A 19770-nucleotide genomic window follows, 5' to 3' on the forward strand; every position below is an offset into this window, starting at 1 on the left:
TGCGGTTAGTATGGGATTACCCTTTTTTTATTATACTGAAACCTGCCATCATTTTCTTCTATTTTGACCGCATGAAATATATGTTAATATGGAAATAAGGAGGGAGTTAGATGCTGTTACTTGGGATTATCAGCTTTATCATTATCTCAATCGTTGTCTTTTTATCACTGTGGACGACATCAAAGGCTTATGATTACAAGCATAAAGTCGATTCACCACAGGATGCTGAACCAAACCAACGTCCTAACCCAAAATAAAACCGCTTTCAATGATGTGAGGTATCTTCTTCTTCAGTAGATGAACTCTCTTTTTTCACATCACCTACATGGATGTTTGTCTTCGGCATATTATGCTGCTGTTTAGCTGTCACATGGACTTGTATGATATAAAGGCCATCTTGTTTGAAAGCTGTATGCAATTCATATACACCTTTCTCCTTTTTCTTTGGCTGAATCATCTTGCTGTTATCCTTGTCGCCATCTTTCCACACTTCAAATTGAACATCATCTGCATCATCAACAGGCGTATCACCATATGTGACAGCTGCTTTTACGATAACGTTTTCATTTTTCTCCACTTGCTCCGGCCCTGTTAGTTTGACTTCTAATAGCTCAGGCACTTCTCCCTTGTCATTGCTCGCTGCCGAGTTTCCACATGCACTAAGTAATGCGAGCATCAAAATGATTCCTACCATTTTCCGCATTCGTGTATCCCCCTTTTTTACTGACATGTCCATTTTAACAAATATCCCCTATTTTAACAGCTCTCGTTTCATTTCATATAAAAAACCGGACATTCAATATGTCCGGTTCATCATCTTACTGATTATCCAAATACTTTTAATAGCTCTTCTTGATCCTGAGACAGCCAGAAACGCATTAAACGTTTTGCTCCTTCAAGATCATGAAGCTTCGCTTGACCGCACTGCTCTTCATTTGCAGCAGGAATTTCTGTTACTTCCACTGCATCTTTGAATGTTGCATCAAGCAGTTCAACGATCTCTCTTGGTGTCGGTGCACCGCTGACAACTAAATAGTAGCCAGTCTGGCAGCCCATCGGAGAAATATCAATGATATCAAAATGATCGTATTTCTCTGAGTGTGTTCTAATATTAAACGCAAGTAAATGCTCTAATGTATGAATCGTATCAGGTTTCATTGCCTGCTTGTTTGGCTGACAAAAACGGATATCAAATTTGTTCACTTCCCCATCTGATCCCACTTTATGAACGCCGCAATGACGAACGTAAGGTGCTTTTACAGCATTATGGTCAAGTTCAAAGCTTTCGACTGAAGGCATTAATCACCACTCCTATAATTGCAATTTCCTATATTATAACATATTGTTCCGACCAGTTTAGTTTATAAAACTTCCCTTCCTTGTCCTTTTTTCTTATACTGTGAAAAGACAGACAAGGAGGAACCTCTATGAAACAAATTTTTATCGGCATCATTCGCTTTTATCAAAAATGCATTTCCCCTCTAACACCACCGAGCTGCAGGTTTTACCCCACTTGCTCAAACTACGGGCTAGAGGCGATCAAAACGCATGGCGCTTTAAAAGGCGGCTGGCTCACGATTAAACGAATTTTAAAATGTCACCCGCTGCATCCTGGAGGCATGGATCCGGTCCCGCCTAAAAAGGAAAAATAACTTACTTTTCTTCATAACCATTGACAACTAAGTCAAGCTTACCTGTTCCAGGATCAATGACAAGACCATGTACAGGCACATCAGATGGAAGAAGCGGATGATTTTTAACGACAGATACACTGTCTTTCACACTTTCTTCAACTGAGCTAAAGCTTTTGAGCCACTGTTGAAAATCGATTCCTGAGTATTCCAGTACTTCAATCCGTTTTTCTGGAATACCACGCTCAATGGCTTTATTTAAGAGTGTTTCGCTGTCTATTTTACTCATACCACAATCGTGATGCCCAATGACGTACACCTCGTCAGCATTCAATTCATAAACAGCCACTAAAATGCTTCGCATAATACTTCCAAATGGGTGAGAAACAAGAGCGCCAGCACTTTTGACAATTTTAATATCGCCATTTTTCATGTTCATGGCGCGTGGAAGCAGTTCAACAAGTCTTGTATCCATACATGATAGAATGACAGCTTTTTTCTGTGGAAACTTCGTTGTTGTAAACTCTTCATATCGCTTCTCTTCAATAAATTGTTGGTTATATTCGATGATTTCGTCTAAAAGTTTCATAAGTTTGTCCATTCCTTTTTCTTTTTTTAAAAATAAATATAGCACAATGTTTTAAATTTCGTCACGTTTTGACGTCTATTTTTTTAGAGGAAACATCTTCTGATGAAAATTTTTTATTTTCCTCTTTTCAAATCGTAATTATTACGATACAATAACTCAGGACATTAAATCGTAATCATTTCTATCTAATAGGTTGAGAGGAGACATTCTTAGATGAAAAAAATCTTTTTTATTTTAACAGCTGCTTTATTAGCGGTCGGTCTTGCCGCTTGCTCAAGCAGTGCGGGGACAAATGCTTCAAAAGGAAAAGCAGACGGGAAATTAACCATTTACACGACGATCTTCCCTATTCAAGATTTCACTGAAGAAATTGGCGGCTCTCACGTGAACGCTCAAAGTGTGTATCCTGCCAATGCAGATGCACACAGCTTTGAACCAAGTTCAAAAACGATGGTTGAAATGGCTGAAGGAGATGCCTTTATTTACAGCGGAACAGGTGCTGAAGCATTTGCTGATAAAACGGCTTCTACGTTAAAAGACCAAGGCGTGAAAACAGTGAAAGCAGCCGAAGGCATCAAGCTATTATCAACACAAGAAGAACATGCTCATGAAGAAGGTGAGGACCATGATCACGATCATGAAGGTGAAGATCATGACCATGATGGACACGACCACGGAGATAAAGATCCCCATGCATGGCTAGACCCTGTTTATGCACAGCAAATGGCAAAAAACATTAAAGACACACTCGTTTCACTAGATCCAGATCATAAAGACGAATACACAAAAAACTATGAATCACTAAAAAAAGAATTACAATCGTTAGATCAGGAATTCAAAACAACGTTATCTAAAGCAAAACATAAAGAAATTCTTGTTTCTCACGCAGCATACGGCTACTGGGAAAAACGCTATGGCATTGAGCAAATCAGTGTACTAGGACTCTCTGCTTCTGAAGAGCCTTCCCAAAAACAGCTTGAAAATATCGTACAACAGGCAGAAAAGCATCACATCAAGTATGTCATTTTTGAAAATAACGTCAGCAGTAAAGTATCAGATACGATTCGCAGTGAAATTGGGGCAAAGAGCCTTACACTGAAAAATCTAGAATCCATTACAGAAGATGATGCTAAAAATGGCGAAAGCTATGTCAGCTTAATGAAACAAAATTTAAACACATTAAAAACAGCTTTAAATGTTGAATGAATTCTTGAACCCCGTGCGATCAGCCGGGGTTTTTTAATGCACAAAAAAACACACCATGATCAGGTGTGTTTCTTTGTCTACATTTGGTATTTTTTCTTAAACTGCTCCGCTCTGCCGCCTTTTTCTCCGAATTTCTGGCGTCCTGTATAAAATGGATGCGTATCAGAGCTTGTCTCTACTTTAATGACAGGATAAGTCTTCCCATCTTCCCACTCTACGGTCTCATGTGATGTCTTTGTTGATCTACTTAAGAAGCGGTAACCGCTGTTTACGTCCATAAATACAACTTCATGTGAGGTTGGATGAATATCTCTTTTCAATGTCAAAACTCCCTTCATCATTAAAACGTAACGATTACGTTTTATAATTATATTCTACTCCCTCTTTTACAACTTGTCAAAAAACAAGCTTTCTTAGTCAGGAAGAATAATCTAAAAATGGTGGAGAATAATAAACACCATCAAAAGAGATGCGATAAGAAAGGCGGAGAAAAAATTGACTGATCTCGTTTTAGCTAGAAGTCTGTTCGGCACAACAATGGGCTTCCATATTATTTATGCCTCGCTTGGCGTAGGCATCCCGCTAATGATTTTGTTAGCTGAACTCATCTTTCAAAAAACGAAGGACCCGCATTATGCCATCATGGCCAAACGATGGACAAAAGCGCAGGCTGTTCTGTTAGGTGTTGCCATTCCAACCGGTACCATTGCTGGTACGCAGCTTGCCCTTCTATGGCCTGGTTTTATGGAGGTCATCGGAAAAGTCATGTCACTGCCATTTCAAATAGAAATTTATGCTTTCTTTATTGAAGCATTATTTATGTCTATTTATGTGTACGCAGCAGATCGTTTATCACCAGCCATGCGCATCATTACCGTTATTTTCGTTGTCATTGGTGCAGCAGCTTCAGCGATTCTCATTACAAACGTACATGCTTTTGAAGGAACACCCGCTGGCTTTCAAATGGTCAATGGAGAAATAACGAATATCGAACCTTGGAAGGCATTTTTCAATCCTAGTTTTGTTGTAACTGCTACTCACGTCGTACTGTCTGCTTTTACAACAGGCGCTTTTGTCATTGCTTCTGTCGCTGCATTTAAAATGTTGAAAACAAGAAAAAACGAAAAGCTCTATACCTTTCATCGAAAAGCCCTTTTTCTTGGACTGATTGTAGGCGGACTTTTCTCTTTTCTCACAGCCTTAAACGGTCACGAATCAGCTCAGCTTCTATATGAATATCAGCCTGAAAAATTAGCGGGTGCTGAAGGTTTATTTGAAACGCAATCACATGCGCCTCTGGCCATTGGCGGTTTTACTGATGCCAATACGCAAGAAATCAAAGGAGCTATCGAAATCCCTTGGGCACTTAGTTTTCTTGCAGGAAATAGCTTTGATACTGTGGTTAAAGGGTTAAATGATTTTCCTAGGGACGAGTGGCCGCCTTTATTTATTCACACATTATTTAACGGAATGGTCATTATCGGCTCATTGCTCATTTTCTTTGCTGTGTTAGCACTGTTTTACCGCAAAATTTTAAAACGCGACCATTATCCAAAATGGCTGCTTGTCCTTTATTTATTTGGCGGGCCTCTTAGTCTTTTGGCGATTGAATTTGGCTGGATCTTTGCCTGTACAGGCCGTCAGCCATGGGTGATTTATCGAATGCTCAAAACCTCTGAAGTCGTCACATCATCAGGATCTATCGGTACACTTTTCATCCTTTTTGCCATTGTCTATCTCATTTTAGGCATCGCAACTGTGATTGTACTGACGTACTACTTTAGAAAACATTCAATTGAAGAAGACTTACGGTTAACAGAATCTTAAAAAGGGAGCGATCTTGATGCAAATGGATGTAACAACTGATGCACTCATTGCAATCACCATCTTATGGGGATTCGTGTTTATCTATGCAGTGATGGCATCAATGGATTTCGGTGCAGGATTTTGGTCAATGATTTACATGAACAAAGAGCAGACAAAGGCCGCAAATATCGCAAATAAGTATCTTTCTCCAACTTGGGAAGTAACTAACGTGTTCATTGTAGCCATCGTCGTTGCCTTGTTTAGCCTGTTTCCAGGTGCAACATTTGTGCTAGGCACTGTTCTATTAATACCCGGCAGCATTATTTTATTGCTTCTTGCACTGCGAAGCGGATTTCTCGTCTTCTCTCATTCACTGCCTAAAAAATATAGAAAAGCCGTTACATATATTTCAGGAATTAGCGGCTTTATTATTCCGTCCATTCTCATCATGGTTCTCCCCATTACACATGGTGGATTCATCTTTCAGGAGAATAATGTCTACTCATTAGATTTAGGATTGGTCTTTACAAGCGCAAATGTCTATTCTTTCGTAGGTTTTGCGATTTTCAGTACCCTTTTCCTCTCATCTTTGCTTTTAGCTGATTTTTCTAATGTTGCAAACGAAGATGAGGCTTATAACATTTATAGAAGAGGAGCACTGATTACGGGTCCACTTTCTCTCATGATGGCTTTCTTTATCATGCTCACACTGAGAAGTGAGGCCAATTGGCTGTTCACAAAAATGATGCAGAACATCCCGATCCTTCTTGTTTCTCTACTCATGTTTTTGCTTGCAGGTTTGGCTCTATTTTTACCAAACAGTCGCTTTAAACATCGGAAAGGGAGACCACGTTTAGCGGTTATCGCCATTACAATTCAATATTTCTTAGCAAGCTATGTGTATGGACATGCGCATTTGCCCTATATGGCCTATCCTGATATTACCATCATGTCTGGGTTTACAGATCCCGTCACATTTAGGGCATTATTTATTACGTATATTGTAGGGTTTATCATCCTATTCCCTGGGTTCTACTTCTTCTGGAAATTGTTTATGAAAGATAAGCGTTATATTCGTCAGGAAGATTAACATGAATGAACGCCCCTTACTTCGGTTACATTATAGATGAAAGACATACTCAAAAGGAGGTCATCTGTATGAGTCAAAAAATCCTTTGTGAAGTAAACAACTGTTCCTACTGGAATGCTGGAAATCGTTGTGGTGCAGATGCAATTTATGTCGTCAGCCATACAGGAAATACGGCTGAGAAAAGTGAAGAAACTGACTGTAAAACGTTTAAACCTCAAGACCTTTAAGTCTCATTAAAGGAGGCGCTTCGCTTTGAAAAACGATCGGCTTGCTCAAACGTTTCTTGAAGAAATTCAGGACGCGGACGAGGCTGCATTTTATCAAGCAGCTCACTCCTTTTTAAATCTTTGGGATTATGAATACGGACATGTTTCCGACATGCCCAATGACATGCATCAGTATATTGGACAGCTTGCTTACGACAGCGGGCTTGTAGAAGAGTAAGAAAGAGCGGATGACCGCTCTTTCTTTTTGTTCAGACAGGAAGGAAAAACTTTCCTCAACTATACAGTGGTTCTATGGATGGTGCAAATGGCTATTCATTCGTTTTCATTTCACAAAATCATGTTTTGTAAACACATCAATTTTATCTGAGAAAGAACGAAGCGCTTGATAATCAACTTCTACGCCCATACCTGGAGAACGAGGCACCTCAATAAACCCATTTTCAACTTTGATTTCAGGAAAAATGATATCCTGCTCCCAATATTTCGACGATGCTGAAATATCCCCAGGAATCGTAAATTGCGGAAGTGATGCAAGTGCCACGTTTTGCGCGCGAGAAATGCCTGTTTCAATCATCCCCCCGCACCATAACGGAATCTGCTGCTCCTTGCAGAACGCATGAATCTTAAGAGCTTCAGTCAGCCCTCCAACTCGTGAAGGCTTCACATTAATAATCTGACAGCTTCCAAGTTCTACAGCTTTTCTCGCATCATCTAAAGAACAAATACTTTCATCCAAACAGATTGGTGTTTTTAAATGCTTTTGCAAATGCCGATGATCGACAATGTCATCTGCGGCTAATGGCTGTTCAATCATTAATAAACGAATATCGTCGAGCTGCTTCAGTTTGCTAATATCTTTTAATTCATAAGCAGAGTTTGCATCCGCCATTAACGGAAGGTGAGGGAAAGACTCTCTTATCTTTTGTAGAAGTCCAATATCTTGTCCCGGCTTAATCTTCACTTTCACACGCTGATAGCCTTGATCAACAAACTGCTCGATTTGCTGAATCATATCATCTACTGGTCCTAACCCCGCAACGACACCAGATGGAATTCTATCTCTAGTACCGCCTAAGACGTCACGTAAGGACTTATTTTCTCGCTTCGCATAAATATCCCACACAGCTGCCTCAATTCCCGCTTTGGCCATTCTATTGCCTTTAAAATGGTACAAGCTGTCTGGTATGTCCGAAGGATGTGTAAAAGATCGGGTCAGCACGTTCGGGATAAAGAAAGCCCTCAGCATGTGATAGCAGGTCTCGATGGTTTCTTCTGTATACCACGGAGAAGAGAAGGCAGATACCTCTCCCCATCCAGTTAATCCTGTTTGATCTTTGACCTCGACAATAATAAACTCACGCTCTGAAATGGTCCCAAGGCTCGTTGTAAACGGCTGTTTGAGTTTCATCGTGACATGATATAAGATCACACGTTCAATTTGAATCATCTAAAAACCCCTTTGATTTGAGTCTGTGCCTCTGCAATTTATTCGACGCATTCCTTGGCAGCTCATCCACAAAGTGAAAAGCGGCGGGCCATTTATACTTGGCTAATTGCGACTGACATAAAGCATAGAGCTCATTCTCCGGAATCTGCTCATGTGTCACAAGGAAGGCAGCAGGTACCTCTCCCCATTTTTTATCATACATACCCGTCACTCCGGCTTCCTTTACATTTGGATGTGTTAAAAGAACTGCTTCAATTTCTGCTGGATAAATATTTTCTCCGCCAGAAATAATTAAGTCTGACCGCCGATCAAGCACAAATAAGAATCCGTCCTCATCTACATAGCCAATATCACCCGTTTTCAGCCAGCCCTGCTCAAATGCAGCAGCTGTTGCCTCTTGACGATAAAGGTAGCCTTTCATGACATTTGCACCTTTTACCATGATTTCACCATGCTCAAAAGGACGACACGGACGGTTCTCATCTTGAATCTTTAATTCACACCCAAAAAGGGGCTTTCCCGCTGATCCAAGCTTTTCCACACTAAATTCGGGCGCAAGTGTCACAATTTGTGAGCAGGTCTCCGTCATACCGTACGATTGAAACACAGGAAATCCTTTCTCCTTACTCTCTTGAAGCATCGCATAAGGCGCAGGGCCTCCGCCTAACAGCAGGCAGCGCAAAGAAGACGGACATTCTTCAAGTCCACTTAATAAACGGGACAGCATGGTTTGTACAACTGACAACATCGTCACTCGATGCTGTTCAATAGCATCCTTGACTTCATCGACATCAAACTTTTGATGAAGCACGACAGTCATACCGTATATGACAGATTTAAATATAGCGGATAAACCGCTTATATGAAAAAGAGGCAAGGCAATGAGCCAGCGGTCGTCCTCCCTGATCCCTAAATTCAATGCCGAGGAAACAGCACTATGAAAATGATTGCCAAACGTTTGCTCCACCCCTTTAGGGCGTCCTGTCGTTCCAGATGTATACATAATAGTCGCCGTCTCATTTAAATCAATATCATGTACGACCTTCTTTTCCATATCATGATCTGCATCAGGTAAAGTCTCTATTGTATAAACAGGTAAATCACCATTATGCTCATTTGCATATGCAGGCTCTGTTAATAAAGCCATGACTTTCGCATCTTTCAGCTGAAAACGTCTCTCTGCTTTTGTTAACTTATTGTTCAATAACACAATCTTGAAGCCTAATAAAAAACAAGCGTGAACAAGCATGACCATGTGAGGATGGTTGTTCATTAAAATCGCAACCGTATCCCCTTTTTTAAAAGATGCACGTGTCAGTCGATTTGCAAGTTGGTCTACATCATTCGCTAAATCACGAAATGTCCACTCGTTGTCTTGATAAATGAGTGCGACCCGGTCTGGCGTTAAATACGCACGGTGCAGCAGCCAATTCGGTTGCTTCATCATGACACCTCCTTTTCATAAAAGAAAACAGCTCAGTCTGATGCACTAAGCTGTTTTCATCCATATCATTGAATCAAGGGAAACGAGGGAACTGACCGAAGTCTGGCTTCCGTTTTTCCTTAAAGGAATCGCGTCCTTCTTTTGCTTCATCTGTTGTGTAATAAAGAAGGGTCGCATCTCCTGCAAATTGCTGAATACCAGCTAATCCATCTGTGTCAGCATTAAATGCAGCTTTCAAGAATCGTAAAGCAGTCGGGCTCTTTTCTAGCATGTCCTCACACCACTTCACTGTTTCTTCTTCCAGCTGCTCTAATGGTACAACTGTGTTGACAAGTCCCATATCAAGCGCTTCTTGTGCATTGTATTGACGGCATAAGTACCAGATTTCTCTTGCTTTCTTATGACCCACAATACGTGCAAGATAGCCAGATCCATAACCAGCATCAAAGCTGCCCACTTTTGGTCCTGTTTGTCCAAAAATCGCATTGTCTGCTGCAATGGTAAGGTCACACACGACATGAAGCACATGCCCGCCGCCAATCGCATAGCCCGCAACCATCGCAATAACTGGTTTTGGAATGACACGAATTAAACGCTGTAAGTCTAGGACGTTTAGACGTGGAATTTGATCGTCTCCTACATAGCCGCCATGACCGCGTACTTTTTGGTCTCCACCTGAACAGAATGCTTTTCCTCCAGCACCTGCAAGGACAATGACACCAACATCTGAATTGTCGCGAGCACGTGAGAATGCATCAATTAATTCACTTACAGTCTTTGGTGTAAATGCATTATGTACATGCGGACGGTTAATGGTGATTTTTGCAATCCCATTATATGTTTCATATAAAATTTCGTCATACTGACGCTCAGTTTGCCATTCAATAGCCATCAATATTTCCTCCTCTAATCTTGCGATAAAATAAACTCACTTACTATTTTACCAAAAAAATGTGGTTGTTCCACATGAACTGTATGCCCGGCATGCTCTACTACTGTGAATTGACTGTATTCAAGCTCCTGCTGCATACGTTTGGCGATGTCACAGAACTTTTTATCAAGTGTTCCGCAAATGAGTAAAACAGGCTGTTTTATCTGCTTTAATGCTTCCCACATAGACGGCTGTGAACCGGTTCCTATACCTTCTAAGCTGCGAGCCAGCCCGTTAGGATCGGCTTTTAGCCTTCCCTCTCTCAGTTGCGTTAGCCTGTCCGCTGGCAAGGATTTCTGCGAAGCAAACAGCGGAATGTTCTCCCAAAAATCCACAAACTGCGCTAATCCTTCATGTCTGATCTTTTGAGCTAGCTGATGATCATGATTCAGCCTCGCCATCCGCTCTTTAAAAGAGTTCAGCCCTGGAGATGTACTCTCAAGAATCAACTTGTTTACACGTTCTGGATAACGGGAGGCAAATGATAAAGCAATACGCCCTCCCATAGAATATCCGAGAATATTCACTTTGTGAAGCTTTAATTGATCTAAAATCTCAACAAGATCTGCCAGCTGCTGGGACATTGCATATCTTCTTATACTCTTTGGTGAGTCTGTGCGGCCATGTCCAAGCAAGCTGACCTGAATCAATCTCGTATGTTTTTCTGTATAAGTATTCAAAAAAGCCCAAGAAGCTGCACTCCCTGTAAAGCCATGTAAACATAACGTGGCATTTTCAGCAGATGGGTTATGGTCTATCACCTCATACGCCACACCATCGTGCATTCGTATTATGAGTGAAGGCATTCTTTTTTCACTTCCCTCAATATCTCGTCCATCATTTGGCGATGTTTGCCCACGCGAGAATGCCGGTCAGTTTCAATCTCAATTAAATGAAGCCCTGGTTCTTGGATATGCGCCAAGTACACATCTTTTAACTCTTCTTTCGTTGTCGGCTTCGAATAGGTTCCCCCATATAGCTTTGATGCATACTCAAAATTCAACCCAGTCGGCGTACCAAAGAGCTTTTCATAATACGGTTCATCGGATGCCTGCGGAAGGAAAGAAAAGATTCCTCCTCCATCATTGTTTAACAACACAACCGTGAGCGGAATGTCCATTAGCTTAGCTGCAAGAAGACCGTTCATATCATGGTAAAAAGACAAATCGCCGATGACTAAAGTGATGGGTTGTTTCAAGGCTGCATATGTTCCAAGAGCTGTGGACACAACACCATCAATACCATTTGCTCCGCGATTCGCCATCATCCGAAACGGTTTTGACTGCGTTTCAAAAAAGGTATCGACATCTCGAATAGGCATACTATTTCCGATAAAGAGCACGCTCTCTTTTGGCAAAAGGTGCTGCAGCTGCCGATACACATTTCCCTCAAATGTCAGGTCCTCATCATTGTATTGATTTACATTCATTCTAAAAGAAGAATTGACACTCTGCCAGCGTCGTAAATAAGATGTATCCTGACGCTTTTCCGCTCTCATCAAGACTTCTTCTACAAAAGAGGCTACATGACTTTCAATCATGTATGATGCGCTTAAACCAGGATCTCGATAACCACCCGCAGCATCGACGACAATCTGCTTCACTTCCGCATGCTTTTCTAGCCACTTAAATAAAGGCTTAGAAACAGGCATCGGTCCAAAACGAATGACCATTTCAGGCAAGAGGTGCTGCTGCAATGCCTCATCTTTTAACAAAGAATCGTATGCATCTATGATGTATTCTTCACTTTCATGTCCATTTCGCAAAAGAGAAAGCGGGTCAGCTAAAATTGGCAGATGCAAAGCTTTTGCAAGACGTAACACTGACGCCTGCTCTTCCGGCGAGTGAAGTTCACCAGCAACAATGATTCCTTTTGCCGCTTTGTTCATGATAGACACTAATTCTGACATAACCCGATCATCCGGACGAGCTTGACCTGCTGCTAAAACTTTGTTCGCAACTCCTTCTTCTCTATCAAAAGGATCAATAGACAAGTCAGGTAGCAATGGTTCTCTCAGCGGCACATTCACCTGAACTGGTCCCTTTGGCTCCTGCGTTGACACATGACTTGCCCTAGCAGCAGCAGTTTGGACATACCGCAGCATCGTTTGGCTTTCTTCTGGCAAGGCTAAGTCTGTGAACCATTTAACAAACTTACCGAATAAGAATTGCTGATCAATCGCTTGAGGTGCCCCAACCTCCCTCAATTCGTGCGGCCGATCAGCAGTTAAAACAATCAATGGTACCCGAGAATAATGTGCCTCGACAACAGCTGGGTAAAAGTTAGCTGCTGCCGTACCTGATGTACAAATGAGTAGCACTGGTGTTTGGCTCGCTTTCGCAAGACCCAGTGCATAAAAAGCAGCAGACCGTTCATCCACTAACACATGGACATTGATTTCTTGATGAGCAAGAGCGAGCATCGCAAGCGGTGTTGAACGGGAGCCAGGACAAACAACTGCCTCCTTCACACCACTTTGCACAAATTCATCCATTAATCTGCCAATATATCTTGTCATGATTTGATTATTCAATAGGACGACCTCCAAGAGCAGACAGCATTGGTCTTAATTTCACTTGCGTTTCTTCATACTCTTGTTTTGCAAGGGAATCCTCTACAATTCCACATCCAGCAAACAAACGAACTTGGTCTTCCTCAATAAGACCTGATCGAATGGCGACAGCAAATTCTCCATTGTCCTTAGAATCAATCCATCCCACTGGCGCCGCATACCAACCGCGTTTCAACGGTTCGATTTCACGAATCACCTCTACCGCTTTTTCCTTAGGATATCCTCCAAGCGCTGGTGTTGGATGAAGCTGTTCAATTAATGAAAAGAGTGAACAGCTGCTTTTAATTTCTCCCACAATGGGTGTAAATAAATGCTGAATGTTTTTCGTTTTATAAAGACTTGGTTGATTTGGCTTATGCACATGATGGCAGTTTGCTTCAAATGCCTGCTCAATCATATTCACGACAATTTGATGTTCAATCAAATTTTTCTCATCATGAAGTAGTTCCTCACCTAGTGCCTGATCTTCTACTTCATCTTGACCACGTACAATGGAACCTGCCAAACACGATGAAAACACTTCACCACCGCTTTTTTTCACTAAACGTTCAGGCGTCGCCCCGACAAATGCTTGTCTTCCCTGCTCTATAGCAAATACATAACTCGTTGTTTGATGTTTTAGTAATTCTGCTAATAGTGGAGCGAGTTCTATTTGATTTTTATAGTGAAGCAAGACTTCTCTTGCTAAAACAACCTTTTCATATTCGTTCACACGAATGTGTTCTGTCGCTTCATGGATTGCTTTCATCCATTCCTGGACATCTAACTCTTCCATATGAACAAGCTCAGCTTGTCCATGATTTCTGACAGGCAATGCATCAAAATTAGAAGCTTTCTGTTCTAACTCTTGAATGAGCTGATGAACATTCCCGTCCACCTCGTTCCATTCATTGATCGTTAGAAACGTGCCTTCTTTTGAAACAGTCAGCATCATCGATGGCACAAAAAAATGAGCCTCGCCAAATGCTTCCCAGTGACGCGCCTTCTCTTCATATGGATCAAATGAAAATCCTCCAAATAAAAGCGGACCAACTGCCGCTTGCTTTAACTCCTTCTCATCATGAAAATGGAACATATGCTGTTTCAGCTGCTCCCATTCTTGATGGACGATATTGAATCGTTCTTTGCCTTGCTCTGATGATTTAATCACGGCCGCTCTGCCAAGTCCAGAAAATATCATTTGGCTTTCTGGATCAGACCAAAAAAACCGCTCGCCTAAAAAATCCGCTTCGCCGCTTTGGAAAAAGGCAAGAGGATCCAGATCGTCAACTCTTCTGGAGTAGCTTATCAAAACAGCATGGTTGACGTTATTCGCTTCTTCTAATGTCGCAAGCGCTTCCTGCCGGAAAGTACTTTGCACTGTTGTCACCATGATACATTCCTCCAAAATCCATGAAATAACATATAAAAATAAAACCATCATGTAAAAAATACATGAACATTCGAGTATGTCGAATGACCTGCTTTTCTATTATAAACCTTAACAGATGAACTTAGTAAAGAAAACAGCTTTTAAAACCTCGAATCCTTATTATATCACGCTTTCAAGATTTTTTCGCTCCCGCTTATTGAAATGAGAACATCCCTTAAAAAATGGTAAGACCTGTTCGAAGATCAAGCTTTCTCTCTAGATGGGAACGATTAGCAAACATCTTTTTCTTGTTTCATCGCATCAATATATTGACACCTTTTTGAACTTTGCTAAACTGGAATTTGGACGTGTACGTATTTTTTTATTTAAAGGAGTATATTTTATGCAGCATCAATCGATATCAGATCAGCTTTCACCAATAAAGCCTGATAAGAACTGGCGGATTTGGTGGAATTTACTACGACCGCATACATTAACAGCGGCATTTATTCCCGTTACTTTAGGAACTGTCCTAGCACTTCCGAGTGGTCAAATACATGTTGGGCTATTTTTAGCTATGCTATTTGCATCGATGTTTATCCAAATTGCAACGAACATGTTTAATGAGTACTTTGATTATGTTCGCGGATTGGACAATGAGAAATCTGTCGGTATCGGCGGAGCGATCGTGAGAAACGGTGTAAAACCAAAAACAGTTTTAGGCCTCGCTTATGCCTTATTCGCGCTTTCTTTATTACTTGGGATCTATATTTGCATGATGTCTAGCTGGTGGATTGCACTCATAGGACTAATTTGTATGGCAGCAGGCTATTTTTATACCGGCGGTCCTGTACCAATTGCTTATACACCATTTGGAGAACTTGTATCAGGTGCTTTTATGGGACTAGGCATCATTTTAATTAGTTTCTATATCCAAACAGGAACATTGACATCAAAAGCTGTGCTCATTTCATTACCCATCTCTATTTTAGTTGGTGCCATCTTACTGTCGAACAATATCCGTGATTTAGACGGTGATAAAGAGAATGGACGAAAGACACTTGCTATCCTAGCTGGACGTAAAGCGGCAGTCAACATCCTACTTTCCATGTTTGTGATCTCATATGTACTCATTTTTGTTTATATCTTTATGGATATCGTGGGTCTTTGGAGTCTTCTTGTCTTACTCAGTGTGCCAAAAGCTTATACAGCCATTAAAGAATTTAAGCAAAAAGAAAAACCAATTGAATTAATGAATGCCATGAAGTCGACAGCACAAACCAATACGTTTTTTGGTTTCCTGTTAACGATCGCATTGATCTTACAATACTATCTCGCATAACACGAAACGCCTGCAGCCGCAGGCGTTTTTTATTGAAGAATTGCTTCAAATTGGCACAAGTCTTACATAAAAATTTGCTCATACTAACAATATGTTTGATATGAAAGGGTGATCGCTTTGTTATCTAAAAACGAATTACATCAGTTGAAGCAGCGACTTCTCGATGAAAAACAAGAAATTGAAGCCAAAAGCCATGACGATGAACAGAAAGTATCATTTCCTTATGATTCAGTGGGCGAACTGTCAGCCTATGATAACCACCCTGGCGACCAAGGAACAGAACTATTCGAACGCGGAAAAGACATTGCCTTAAACAGTTTGGAACATGAGCATCTGTCCGATATCAATGAAGCACTCCAAGCAATGGCAGACGGCTCTTATGGTTTGTGTAAAGTGTGTAAAGCCCCTATTCCTAAAGAACGCTTAGAAGCCCTTCCCACCGCCGTCACATGCACAGAGCATTCAAAAGAACAGACCGTTTCACAAAACCGTCCCATTGAAGAGGACTTATTAAGTCCGCCCTCAGGGCAATTTGAAAATGAAGAAAGTGCTGCATATGATGGAGAAGATGCCTACCAAGACGTAGAACGCTATGGGAACTCTGATACCCCATCCGATATGGAATTTCCTCCATTGACATACGATGATGTGTATACTCAATCAGAAGATGAAGATGATGTGGAAGACTATGAAGGGTTTGCAGCTGCTGATATTGAAGGAAAAGCAAGCAAGGTCTATCCAAATAAAGCACACGAAGCTTATGAAGAAGCATTAGATGAAGAAGGCGTCATGACAGTGTTTGGTGACTTGAAGCCTTACGAAGAAGATCCTTATACTAAAAAAAATCATTAGTCCCCACATATTGGGGGCTTGATGTTTATATCATGTAATAATTGGGAAATAAGTTGAAGAGTGAATTGATTGGGAGGAGATTTCTGGATGGCTAAAAAAAGTATCATTTGGGCGGTTATCGTCTTCTTTATTACATACGCATTATTTTCTATTGCAGGGTTCCTGTTCCCTATCGACAGAGAATGGTATGACGCACTAAATAAACCTGAATGGACACCTAGTGGTGGTGTCATCGGTGCGGTCTGGGCTGTCTTATTCGCCCTCATTTCGTTATCTGCCGCCATCATTTATGCAAAGTACGGTTTTCAAAAAATCACATTACCATTTTGGATTCTGTTTCTTTTAAATTATGTATTCAATCAAGCCTTTAGCTTTTTTCAATTTACACAAAAAGATTTATTTGCAGCTACGATCGACTGCCTGCTTGTAGCACTGACAGCACTCGCGCTTGTCATCGTCTCACGTAAACTAAGCAATGTTGTCCCAATTTTATTGATTCCTTATGTTTTATGGGGATTCTTTGCGACATACTTGTCTTATACGATCTATTCCATGAATATGTAAGAAAAGACCGCTATGATAGCGGTCTTTCGTTTTGTGGAAAATAAAAAAGAGGTCTTTAATTAGACCTCTTTAAAAAATGACCCGTACGGGATTCGAACCCGTGTTACCGCCGTGAAAGGGCGGTGTCTTAACCGCTTGACCAACGGGCCAGAAAAATGGCGGAGAAGGAGGGATTTGAACCCTCGCGCCGCTTGCGCGACCTACACCCTTAGCAGGGGCGCCTCTTCAGCCACTTGAGTACTTCTCCATTTGGCTCCGCAGGTAGGATTCGAACCTACGACCGATCGGTTAACAGCCGATAGCTCTACCACTGAGCTACTGCGGAAAGTCATGGTGGGCCTGAGTGGACTCGAACCACCGACCTCACGCTTATCAGGCGTGCGCTCTAACCAGCTGAGCTACAGGCCCATGAACGATATGCAAATGGAGCGGGTGATGGGAATCGAACCCACGACATCAGCTTGGAAGGCTGAGGTTTTACCACTAAACTACACCCGCAAAAATATGTATGGGGCGATTGATGGGAATCGAACCCACGAGTGCCAGAGCCACAATCTGGTGCGTTAACCACTTCGCCACAACCGCCATACTGATATTTATTTATAAAAGTGGCTCGGGACGGAATCGAACCGCCGACACACGGATTTTCAGTCCGTTGCTCTACCAACTGAGCTACCGAGCCAAGTATTCATTTGAAAATGGCGGTCCGGACGGGACTCGAACCCGCGACCTCCTGCGTGACAGGCAGGCATTCTAACCAACTGAACTACCGGACCATTAGAGGAAAAATTTGGTTGCGGGGGCAGGATTTGAACCTGCGACCTTCGGGTTATGAGCCCGACGAGCTACCGAACTGCTCCACCCCGCGATGATATCATTTTTTAAAAATATGGCGGAGGAAGAGGGATTCGAACCCCCGCGGGCTTTGACACCCCTGTCGGTTTTCAAGACCGATCCCTTCAGCCGGACTTGGGTATTCCTCCGTATAGATGGTGGACCTTGTAGGACTCGAACCTACGACCGGACGGTTATGAGCCGTCTGCTCTAACCAACTGAGCTAAAGGTCCTTTATAGCGGCGGAGGGGATCGAACCCCCGACCTCACGGGTATGAACCGTACGCTCTAGCCAGCTGAGCTACACCGCCATGATATAAAATAATCTTTTAAAAAGTGGAGCCTAGCGGGATCGAACCGCTGACCTCCTGCGTGCAAGGCAGGCGCTCTCCCAGCTGAGCTAAGGCCCCATAAAAGATGGTCGGGAAGACAGGATTCGAACCTGCGACCCCTTGGTCCCAAACCAAGTGCTCTACCAAGCTGAGCTACTTCCCGATCTTAATGGCGCGCCCGAGAGGAGTCGAACCCCTAACCTTTTGATCCGTAGTCAAACGCTCTATCCAATTGAGCTACGGGCGCTTATTTTATAATGCCGAGGGCCGGACTTGAACCGGCACGGTAGTCACCTACCGCAGGATTTTAAGTCCTGTGTGTCTGCCAATTCCACCACCCCGGCGTGTATGGTATAAGCGGAAGACGGGATTCGAACCCGCGACCCCCACCTTGGCAAGGTGGTGTTCTACCACTGAACTACTTCCGCATTACAGGATTTCTTTATGTTGTTTGGCAATGCGGGTGAAGGGACTTGAACCCCCACGTCATAAAGACACTAGATCCTAAGTCTAGCGCGTCTGCCAATTCCGCCACACCCGCATGAAAATGGTGAGCCATGAAGGACTCGAACCTTCGACCCTCTGATTAAAAGTCAGATGCTCTACCAACTGAGCTAATGGCTCGCTTTTAAAGCGACTTGTCTATCTTACCATATGAAAGTGGTGCCGGCAAGAGGACTTGAACCCCCAACCTACTGATTACAAGTCAGTTGCTCTACCAGTTGAGCTACACCGGCTTTATCTATCCTAACATTATGTAAGAATAAATATGGTGGAGGATGACGGGCTCGAACCGCCGACCCTCTGCTTGTAAGGCAGATGCTCTCCCAGCTGAGCTAATCCTCCACTATGTAGGAATCTCTCGATCCGACAAAGATTATTATATACAGGTTTTACTCATTTGTAAAGGCTATATTAAAAAAATTTTATTTCATTTTTCATGACGTATTTCTTTTAACAGATGATGTTTATGTTACCAGTCAAAATAGCTTCAATTCAGCGATTAACAGCTGTATTTCTCTTCTCTATATTCTCTTTAAAAACGAGTAAATCCTTTAAAAATATCAGAAGCCTTTCAATTTTTATACTTTAATGATATAGATATTTCTTCATTTTAACTGTTAAACGCAATGAATGTTTTGACTATACACCTGCTATTCTTTCTCTCTATTATTTTTCTCTACATTTAAAAGTGAACATGCTTCACAGACTTTCTCGTTGTTTGAGAGCATCTGCACACTTGTCGTCAATTAAATCAATCTGGTTCATACAACATATCAATTAGGTTCATCTTCTTTCAAAAAACACAAAAAAGACCAGTTCCGACTGGAACTGATCCTTTGAAAAGCTTGGCGGCGTCCTACTCTCACAGGGGGAAACCCCCAACTACCATCGGCGCTGAAGAGCTTAACTTCCGTGTTCGGTATGGGAACGGGTGTGACCTCTTCGCTATCGCCACCAAACCTGATGGAGAGAATGTTCTCTCAAAACTAGATAACAATGTTCATTTTTCACATTAGAATATAGGTTAAGTCCTCGATCTATTAGTATC

General features: G+C 42.0%; 20 protein-coding genes, 21 tRNA genes and 1 rRNA gene. 10 read left to right on the forward strand and 32 right to left on the reverse strand.

Annotated elements, in window-relative coordinates:
* Positions 1–110: 110 nt before the first annotated feature.
* Positions 111–257 (forward strand): YtzI protein, encoded by a 147-nt coding sequence (gene ytzI, locus ACRRMM_RS05015; RefSeq protein ID WP_017358370.1) that lies wholly within the window; start codon positions 111–113, stop codon positions 255–257.
* Between the two features lie 8 nt (positions 258–265).
* Here ytzI and ACRRMM_RS05020 read toward each other — a convergent pair whose 3' ends face one another.
* Both ACRRMM_RS05020 and ACRRMM_RS05025 read right to left on the reverse strand, forming a co-directional pair.
* Positions 266–703 carry a FixH family protein gene (locus ACRRMM_RS05020; protein WP_017358371.1) on the reverse strand — a complete coding sequence of 146 codons (438 nt, stop codon included), beginning with the start codon at positions 701–703 and terminating at the stop codon, positions 266–268.
* Positions 704–825: 122 nt separating this feature from the next.
* Positions 826–1299 carry an S-ribosylhomocysteine lyase gene (locus ACRRMM_RS05025; protein WP_008342935.1) on the reverse strand — a complete coding sequence of 158 codons (474 nt, stop codon included), beginning with the start codon at positions 1297–1299 and terminating at the stop codon, positions 826–828.
* A 128-nt stretch (positions 1300–1427) separates the two neighbouring features.
* Between ACRRMM_RS05025 and yidD the strand changes: the two genes are divergently transcribed.
* Positions 1428–1652 carry a membrane protein insertion efficiency factor YidD gene (yidD, locus tag ACRRMM_RS05030; protein WP_008342933.1) on the forward strand — a complete coding sequence of 75 codons (225 nt, stop codon included), beginning with the start codon at positions 1428–1430 and terminating at the stop codon, positions 1650–1652.
* Position 1653: 1 nt separating this feature from the next.
* On the opposite strand, the gene ACRRMM_RS05035 is transcribed toward yidD, so the two are convergent.
* Positions 1654–2220 carry a beta-class carbonic anhydrase gene (locus ACRRMM_RS05035; RefSeq protein WP_017358372.1) on the reverse strand — a complete coding sequence of 189 codons (567 nt, stop codon included), beginning with the start codon at positions 2218–2220 and terminating at the stop codon, positions 1654–1656.
* Positions 2221–2433: 213 nt separating this feature from the next.
* On the opposite strand from ACRRMM_RS05035, the gene ACRRMM_RS05040 reads away from it, so the two are divergent.
* Positions 2434–3426 (forward strand): metal ABC transporter solute-binding protein, Zn/Mn family, encoded by a 993-nt coding sequence (locus ACRRMM_RS05040; protein ID WP_017358373.1) that lies wholly within the window; start codon positions 2434–2436, stop codon positions 3424–3426.
* A gap of 77 nt (positions 3427–3503) precedes the next feature.
* Here the strand turns inward: ACRRMM_RS05040 and ACRRMM_RS05045 are convergent, their stop codons facing one another.
* A complete protein-coding gene (locus ACRRMM_RS05045) occupies positions 3504–3746 on the reverse strand; it encodes a type B 50S ribosomal protein L31 (protein ID WP_017358374.1) in 243 nt (80 codons plus the stop codon).
* A 175-nt stretch (positions 3747–3921) separates the two neighbouring features.
* On the opposite strand from ACRRMM_RS05045, the gene ACRRMM_RS05050 reads away from it, so the two are divergent.
* From ACRRMM_RS05050 to ACRRMM_RS05065, 4 genes are all read left to right on the forward strand, one after another.
* Entirely contained in the window at positions 3922–5253 is a 1332-nt protein-coding gene (locus ACRRMM_RS05050) for a cytochrome ubiquinol oxidase subunit I (RefSeq protein WP_017358375.1), read from the forward strand.
* Between the two features lie 22 nt (positions 5254–5275).
* Entirely contained in the window at positions 5276–6322 is a 1047-nt protein-coding gene (locus ACRRMM_RS05055; RefSeq protein ID WP_169476099.1) for a cytochrome d ubiquinol oxidase subunit II, read from the forward strand.
* A gap of 68 nt (positions 6323–6390) precedes the next feature.
* Positions 6391–6549, forward strand: coding sequence for a DUF1540 domain-containing protein (locus tag ACRRMM_RS05060; RefSeq protein WP_008360682.1), 159 nt, complete (start codon positions 6391–6393; stop codon positions 6547–6549).
* A 25-nt stretch (positions 6550–6574) separates the two neighbouring features.
* On the forward strand, positions 6575–6766 hold the full coding sequence (locus ACRRMM_RS05065) for a hypothetical protein (RefSeq protein WP_017358376.1): 192 nt from the start codon (positions 6575–6577) through the stop codon (positions 6764–6766).
* A gap of 105 nt (positions 6767–6871) precedes the next feature.
* Here ACRRMM_RS05065 and menC read toward each other — a convergent pair whose 3' ends face one another.
* From menC to ACRRMM_RS05095, 6 genes are all read right to left on the reverse strand, one after another.
* Entirely contained in the window at positions 6872–7996 is a 1125-nt protein-coding gene (menC, locus tag ACRRMM_RS05070) for an o-succinylbenzoate synthase (RefSeq protein WP_017358377.1), read from the reverse strand.
* Entirely contained in the window at positions 7983–9443 is a 1461-nt protein-coding gene (locus ACRRMM_RS05075; protein WP_428828571.1) for an o-succinylbenzoate--CoA ligase, read from the reverse strand. Before ACRRMM_RS05075 ends, menC begins: the two co-directional genes overlap by 14 nt.
* 70 nt (positions 9444–9513) lie before the next feature.
* Positions 9514–10332 carry a 1,4-dihydroxy-2-naphthoyl-CoA synthase gene (gene menB, locus ACRRMM_RS05080; RefSeq protein ID WP_008342913.1) on the reverse strand — a complete coding sequence of 273 codons (819 nt, stop codon included), beginning with the start codon at positions 10330–10332 and terminating at the stop codon, positions 9514–9516.
* A gap of 14 nt (positions 10333–10346) precedes the next feature.
* Positions 10347–11177 carry a 2-succinyl-6-hydroxy-2,4-cyclohexadiene-1-carboxylate synthase gene (menH, locus tag ACRRMM_RS05085; RefSeq protein ID WP_017358379.1) on the reverse strand — a complete coding sequence of 277 codons (831 nt, stop codon included), beginning with the start codon at positions 11175–11177 and terminating at the stop codon, positions 10347–10349.
* Positions 11162–12904 (reverse strand): 2-succinyl-5-enolpyruvyl-6-hydroxy-3-cyclohexene-1-carboxylic-acid synthase, encoded by a 1743-nt coding sequence (menD, locus tag ACRRMM_RS05090; protein ID WP_017358380.1) that lies wholly within the window; start codon positions 12902–12904, stop codon positions 11162–11164. Before menD ends, menH begins: the two co-directional genes overlap by 16 nt.
* Positions 12897–14315 (reverse strand): isochorismate synthase, encoded by a 1419-nt coding sequence (locus ACRRMM_RS05095; RefSeq protein WP_017358381.1) that lies wholly within the window; start codon positions 14313–14315, stop codon positions 12897–12899. Before ACRRMM_RS05095 ends, menD begins: the two co-directional genes overlap by 8 nt.
* A 382-nt stretch (positions 14316–14697) precedes the next feature.
* Between ACRRMM_RS05095 and ACRRMM_RS05100 the strand changes: the two genes are divergently transcribed.
* From ACRRMM_RS05100 to ACRRMM_RS05110, 3 genes are all read left to right on the forward strand, one after another.
* Positions 14698–15636 (forward strand): 1,4-dihydroxy-2-naphthoate polyprenyltransferase, encoded by a 939-nt coding sequence (locus ACRRMM_RS05100; RefSeq protein WP_017358382.1) that lies wholly within the window; start codon positions 14698–14700, stop codon positions 15634–15636.
* 117 nt (positions 15637–15753) lie between these two features.
* Positions 15754–16488 carry a TraR/DksA C4-type zinc finger protein gene (locus ACRRMM_RS05105; protein WP_017358383.1) on the forward strand — a complete coding sequence of 245 codons (735 nt, stop codon included), beginning with the start codon at positions 15754–15756 and terminating at the stop codon, positions 16486–16488.
* A gap of 87 nt (positions 16489–16575) precedes the next feature.
* Positions 16576–17052 carry a TspO/MBR family protein gene (locus ACRRMM_RS05110; protein WP_008342900.1) on the forward strand — a complete coding sequence of 159 codons (477 nt, stop codon included), beginning with the start codon at positions 16576–16578 and terminating at the stop codon, positions 17050–17052.
* Between the two features lie 77 nt (positions 17053–17129).
* Here ACRRMM_RS05110 and ACRRMM_RS05115 read toward each other — a convergent pair.
* From ACRRMM_RS05115 to rrf, 22 genes are all read right to left on the reverse strand, one after another.
* Positions 17130–17201 (reverse strand) — tRNA-Glu (locus tag ACRRMM_RS05115).
* 7 nt (positions 17202–17208) lie between these two features.
* Positions 17209–17299: transfer RNA gene (locus tag ACRRMM_RS05120), tRNA-Ser, on the reverse strand.
* A 3-nt stretch (positions 17300–17302) separates the two neighbouring features.
* Positions 17303–17377: transfer RNA gene (locus ACRRMM_RS05125), tRNA-Asn, on the reverse strand.
* A gap of 6 nt (positions 17378–17383) precedes the next feature.
* Positions 17384–17460: transfer RNA gene (locus tag ACRRMM_RS05130), tRNA-Ile, on the reverse strand.
* Positions 17461–17476: 16 nt separating this feature from the next.
* Positions 17477–17550, reverse strand: a tRNA-Gly gene (locus ACRRMM_RS05135).
* Between the two features lie 11 nt (positions 17551–17561).
* Positions 17562–17637 (reverse strand) — tRNA-His (locus ACRRMM_RS05140).
* Between the two features lie 24 nt (positions 17638–17661).
* Positions 17662–17734: transfer RNA gene (locus ACRRMM_RS05145), tRNA-Phe, on the reverse strand.
* A 17-nt stretch (positions 17735–17751) separates the two neighbouring features.
* A tRNA-Asp gene (locus ACRRMM_RS05150) sits at positions 17752–17828 on the reverse strand.
* A 15-nt stretch (positions 17829–17843) separates the two neighbouring features.
* Positions 17844–17920, reverse strand: a tRNA-Met gene (locus tag ACRRMM_RS05155).
* 22 nt (positions 17921–17942) lie between these two features.
* Positions 17943–18035 (reverse strand) — tRNA-Ser (locus tag ACRRMM_RS05160).
* Between the two features lie 7 nt (positions 18036–18042).
* A tRNA-Ile gene (locus tag ACRRMM_RS05165) sits at positions 18043–18119 on the reverse strand.
* Positions 18120–18123: 4 nt separating this feature from the next.
* Positions 18124–18197: transfer RNA gene (locus ACRRMM_RS05170), tRNA-Met, on the reverse strand.
* 26 nt (positions 18198–18223) lie between these two features.
* Positions 18224–18296 (reverse strand) — tRNA-Ala (locus tag ACRRMM_RS05175).
* Between the two features lie 8 nt (positions 18297–18304).
* A tRNA-Pro gene (locus tag ACRRMM_RS05180) sits at positions 18305–18381 on the reverse strand.
* A 7-nt stretch (positions 18382–18388) separates the two neighbouring features.
* A tRNA-Arg gene (locus ACRRMM_RS05185) sits at positions 18389–18465 on the reverse strand.
* Positions 18466–18476: 11 nt separating this feature from the next.
* Positions 18477–18562: transfer RNA gene (locus ACRRMM_RS05190), tRNA-Leu, on the reverse strand.
* 12 nt (positions 18563–18574) lie between these two features.
* Positions 18575–18646: transfer RNA gene (locus ACRRMM_RS05195), tRNA-Gly, on the reverse strand.
* A gap of 30 nt (positions 18647–18676) precedes the next feature.
* Positions 18677–18759: transfer RNA gene (locus tag ACRRMM_RS05200), tRNA-Leu, on the reverse strand.
* A gap of 7 nt (positions 18760–18766) precedes the next feature.
* Positions 18767–18842 (reverse strand) — tRNA-Lys (locus ACRRMM_RS05205).
* A gap of 37 nt (positions 18843–18879) precedes the next feature.
* Positions 18880–18955 (reverse strand) — tRNA-Thr (locus ACRRMM_RS05210).
* 33 nt (positions 18956–18988) lie between these two features.
* Positions 18989–19064, reverse strand: a tRNA-Val gene (locus ACRRMM_RS05215).
* Between the two features lie 501 nt (positions 19065–19565).
* Positions 19566–19681, reverse strand: a 5S ribosomal RNA gene (rrf, locus tag ACRRMM_RS05220).
* Positions 19682–19770 lie beyond the last annotated feature (89 nt).

The sequence above is a fragment of the Bacillus sp. XT-4 genome (assembly GCF_050864245.1).
Classification (GTDB): Bacteria; Bacillota; Bacilli; order Bacillales; family Bacillaceae; genus Bacillus; species Bacillus altitudinis.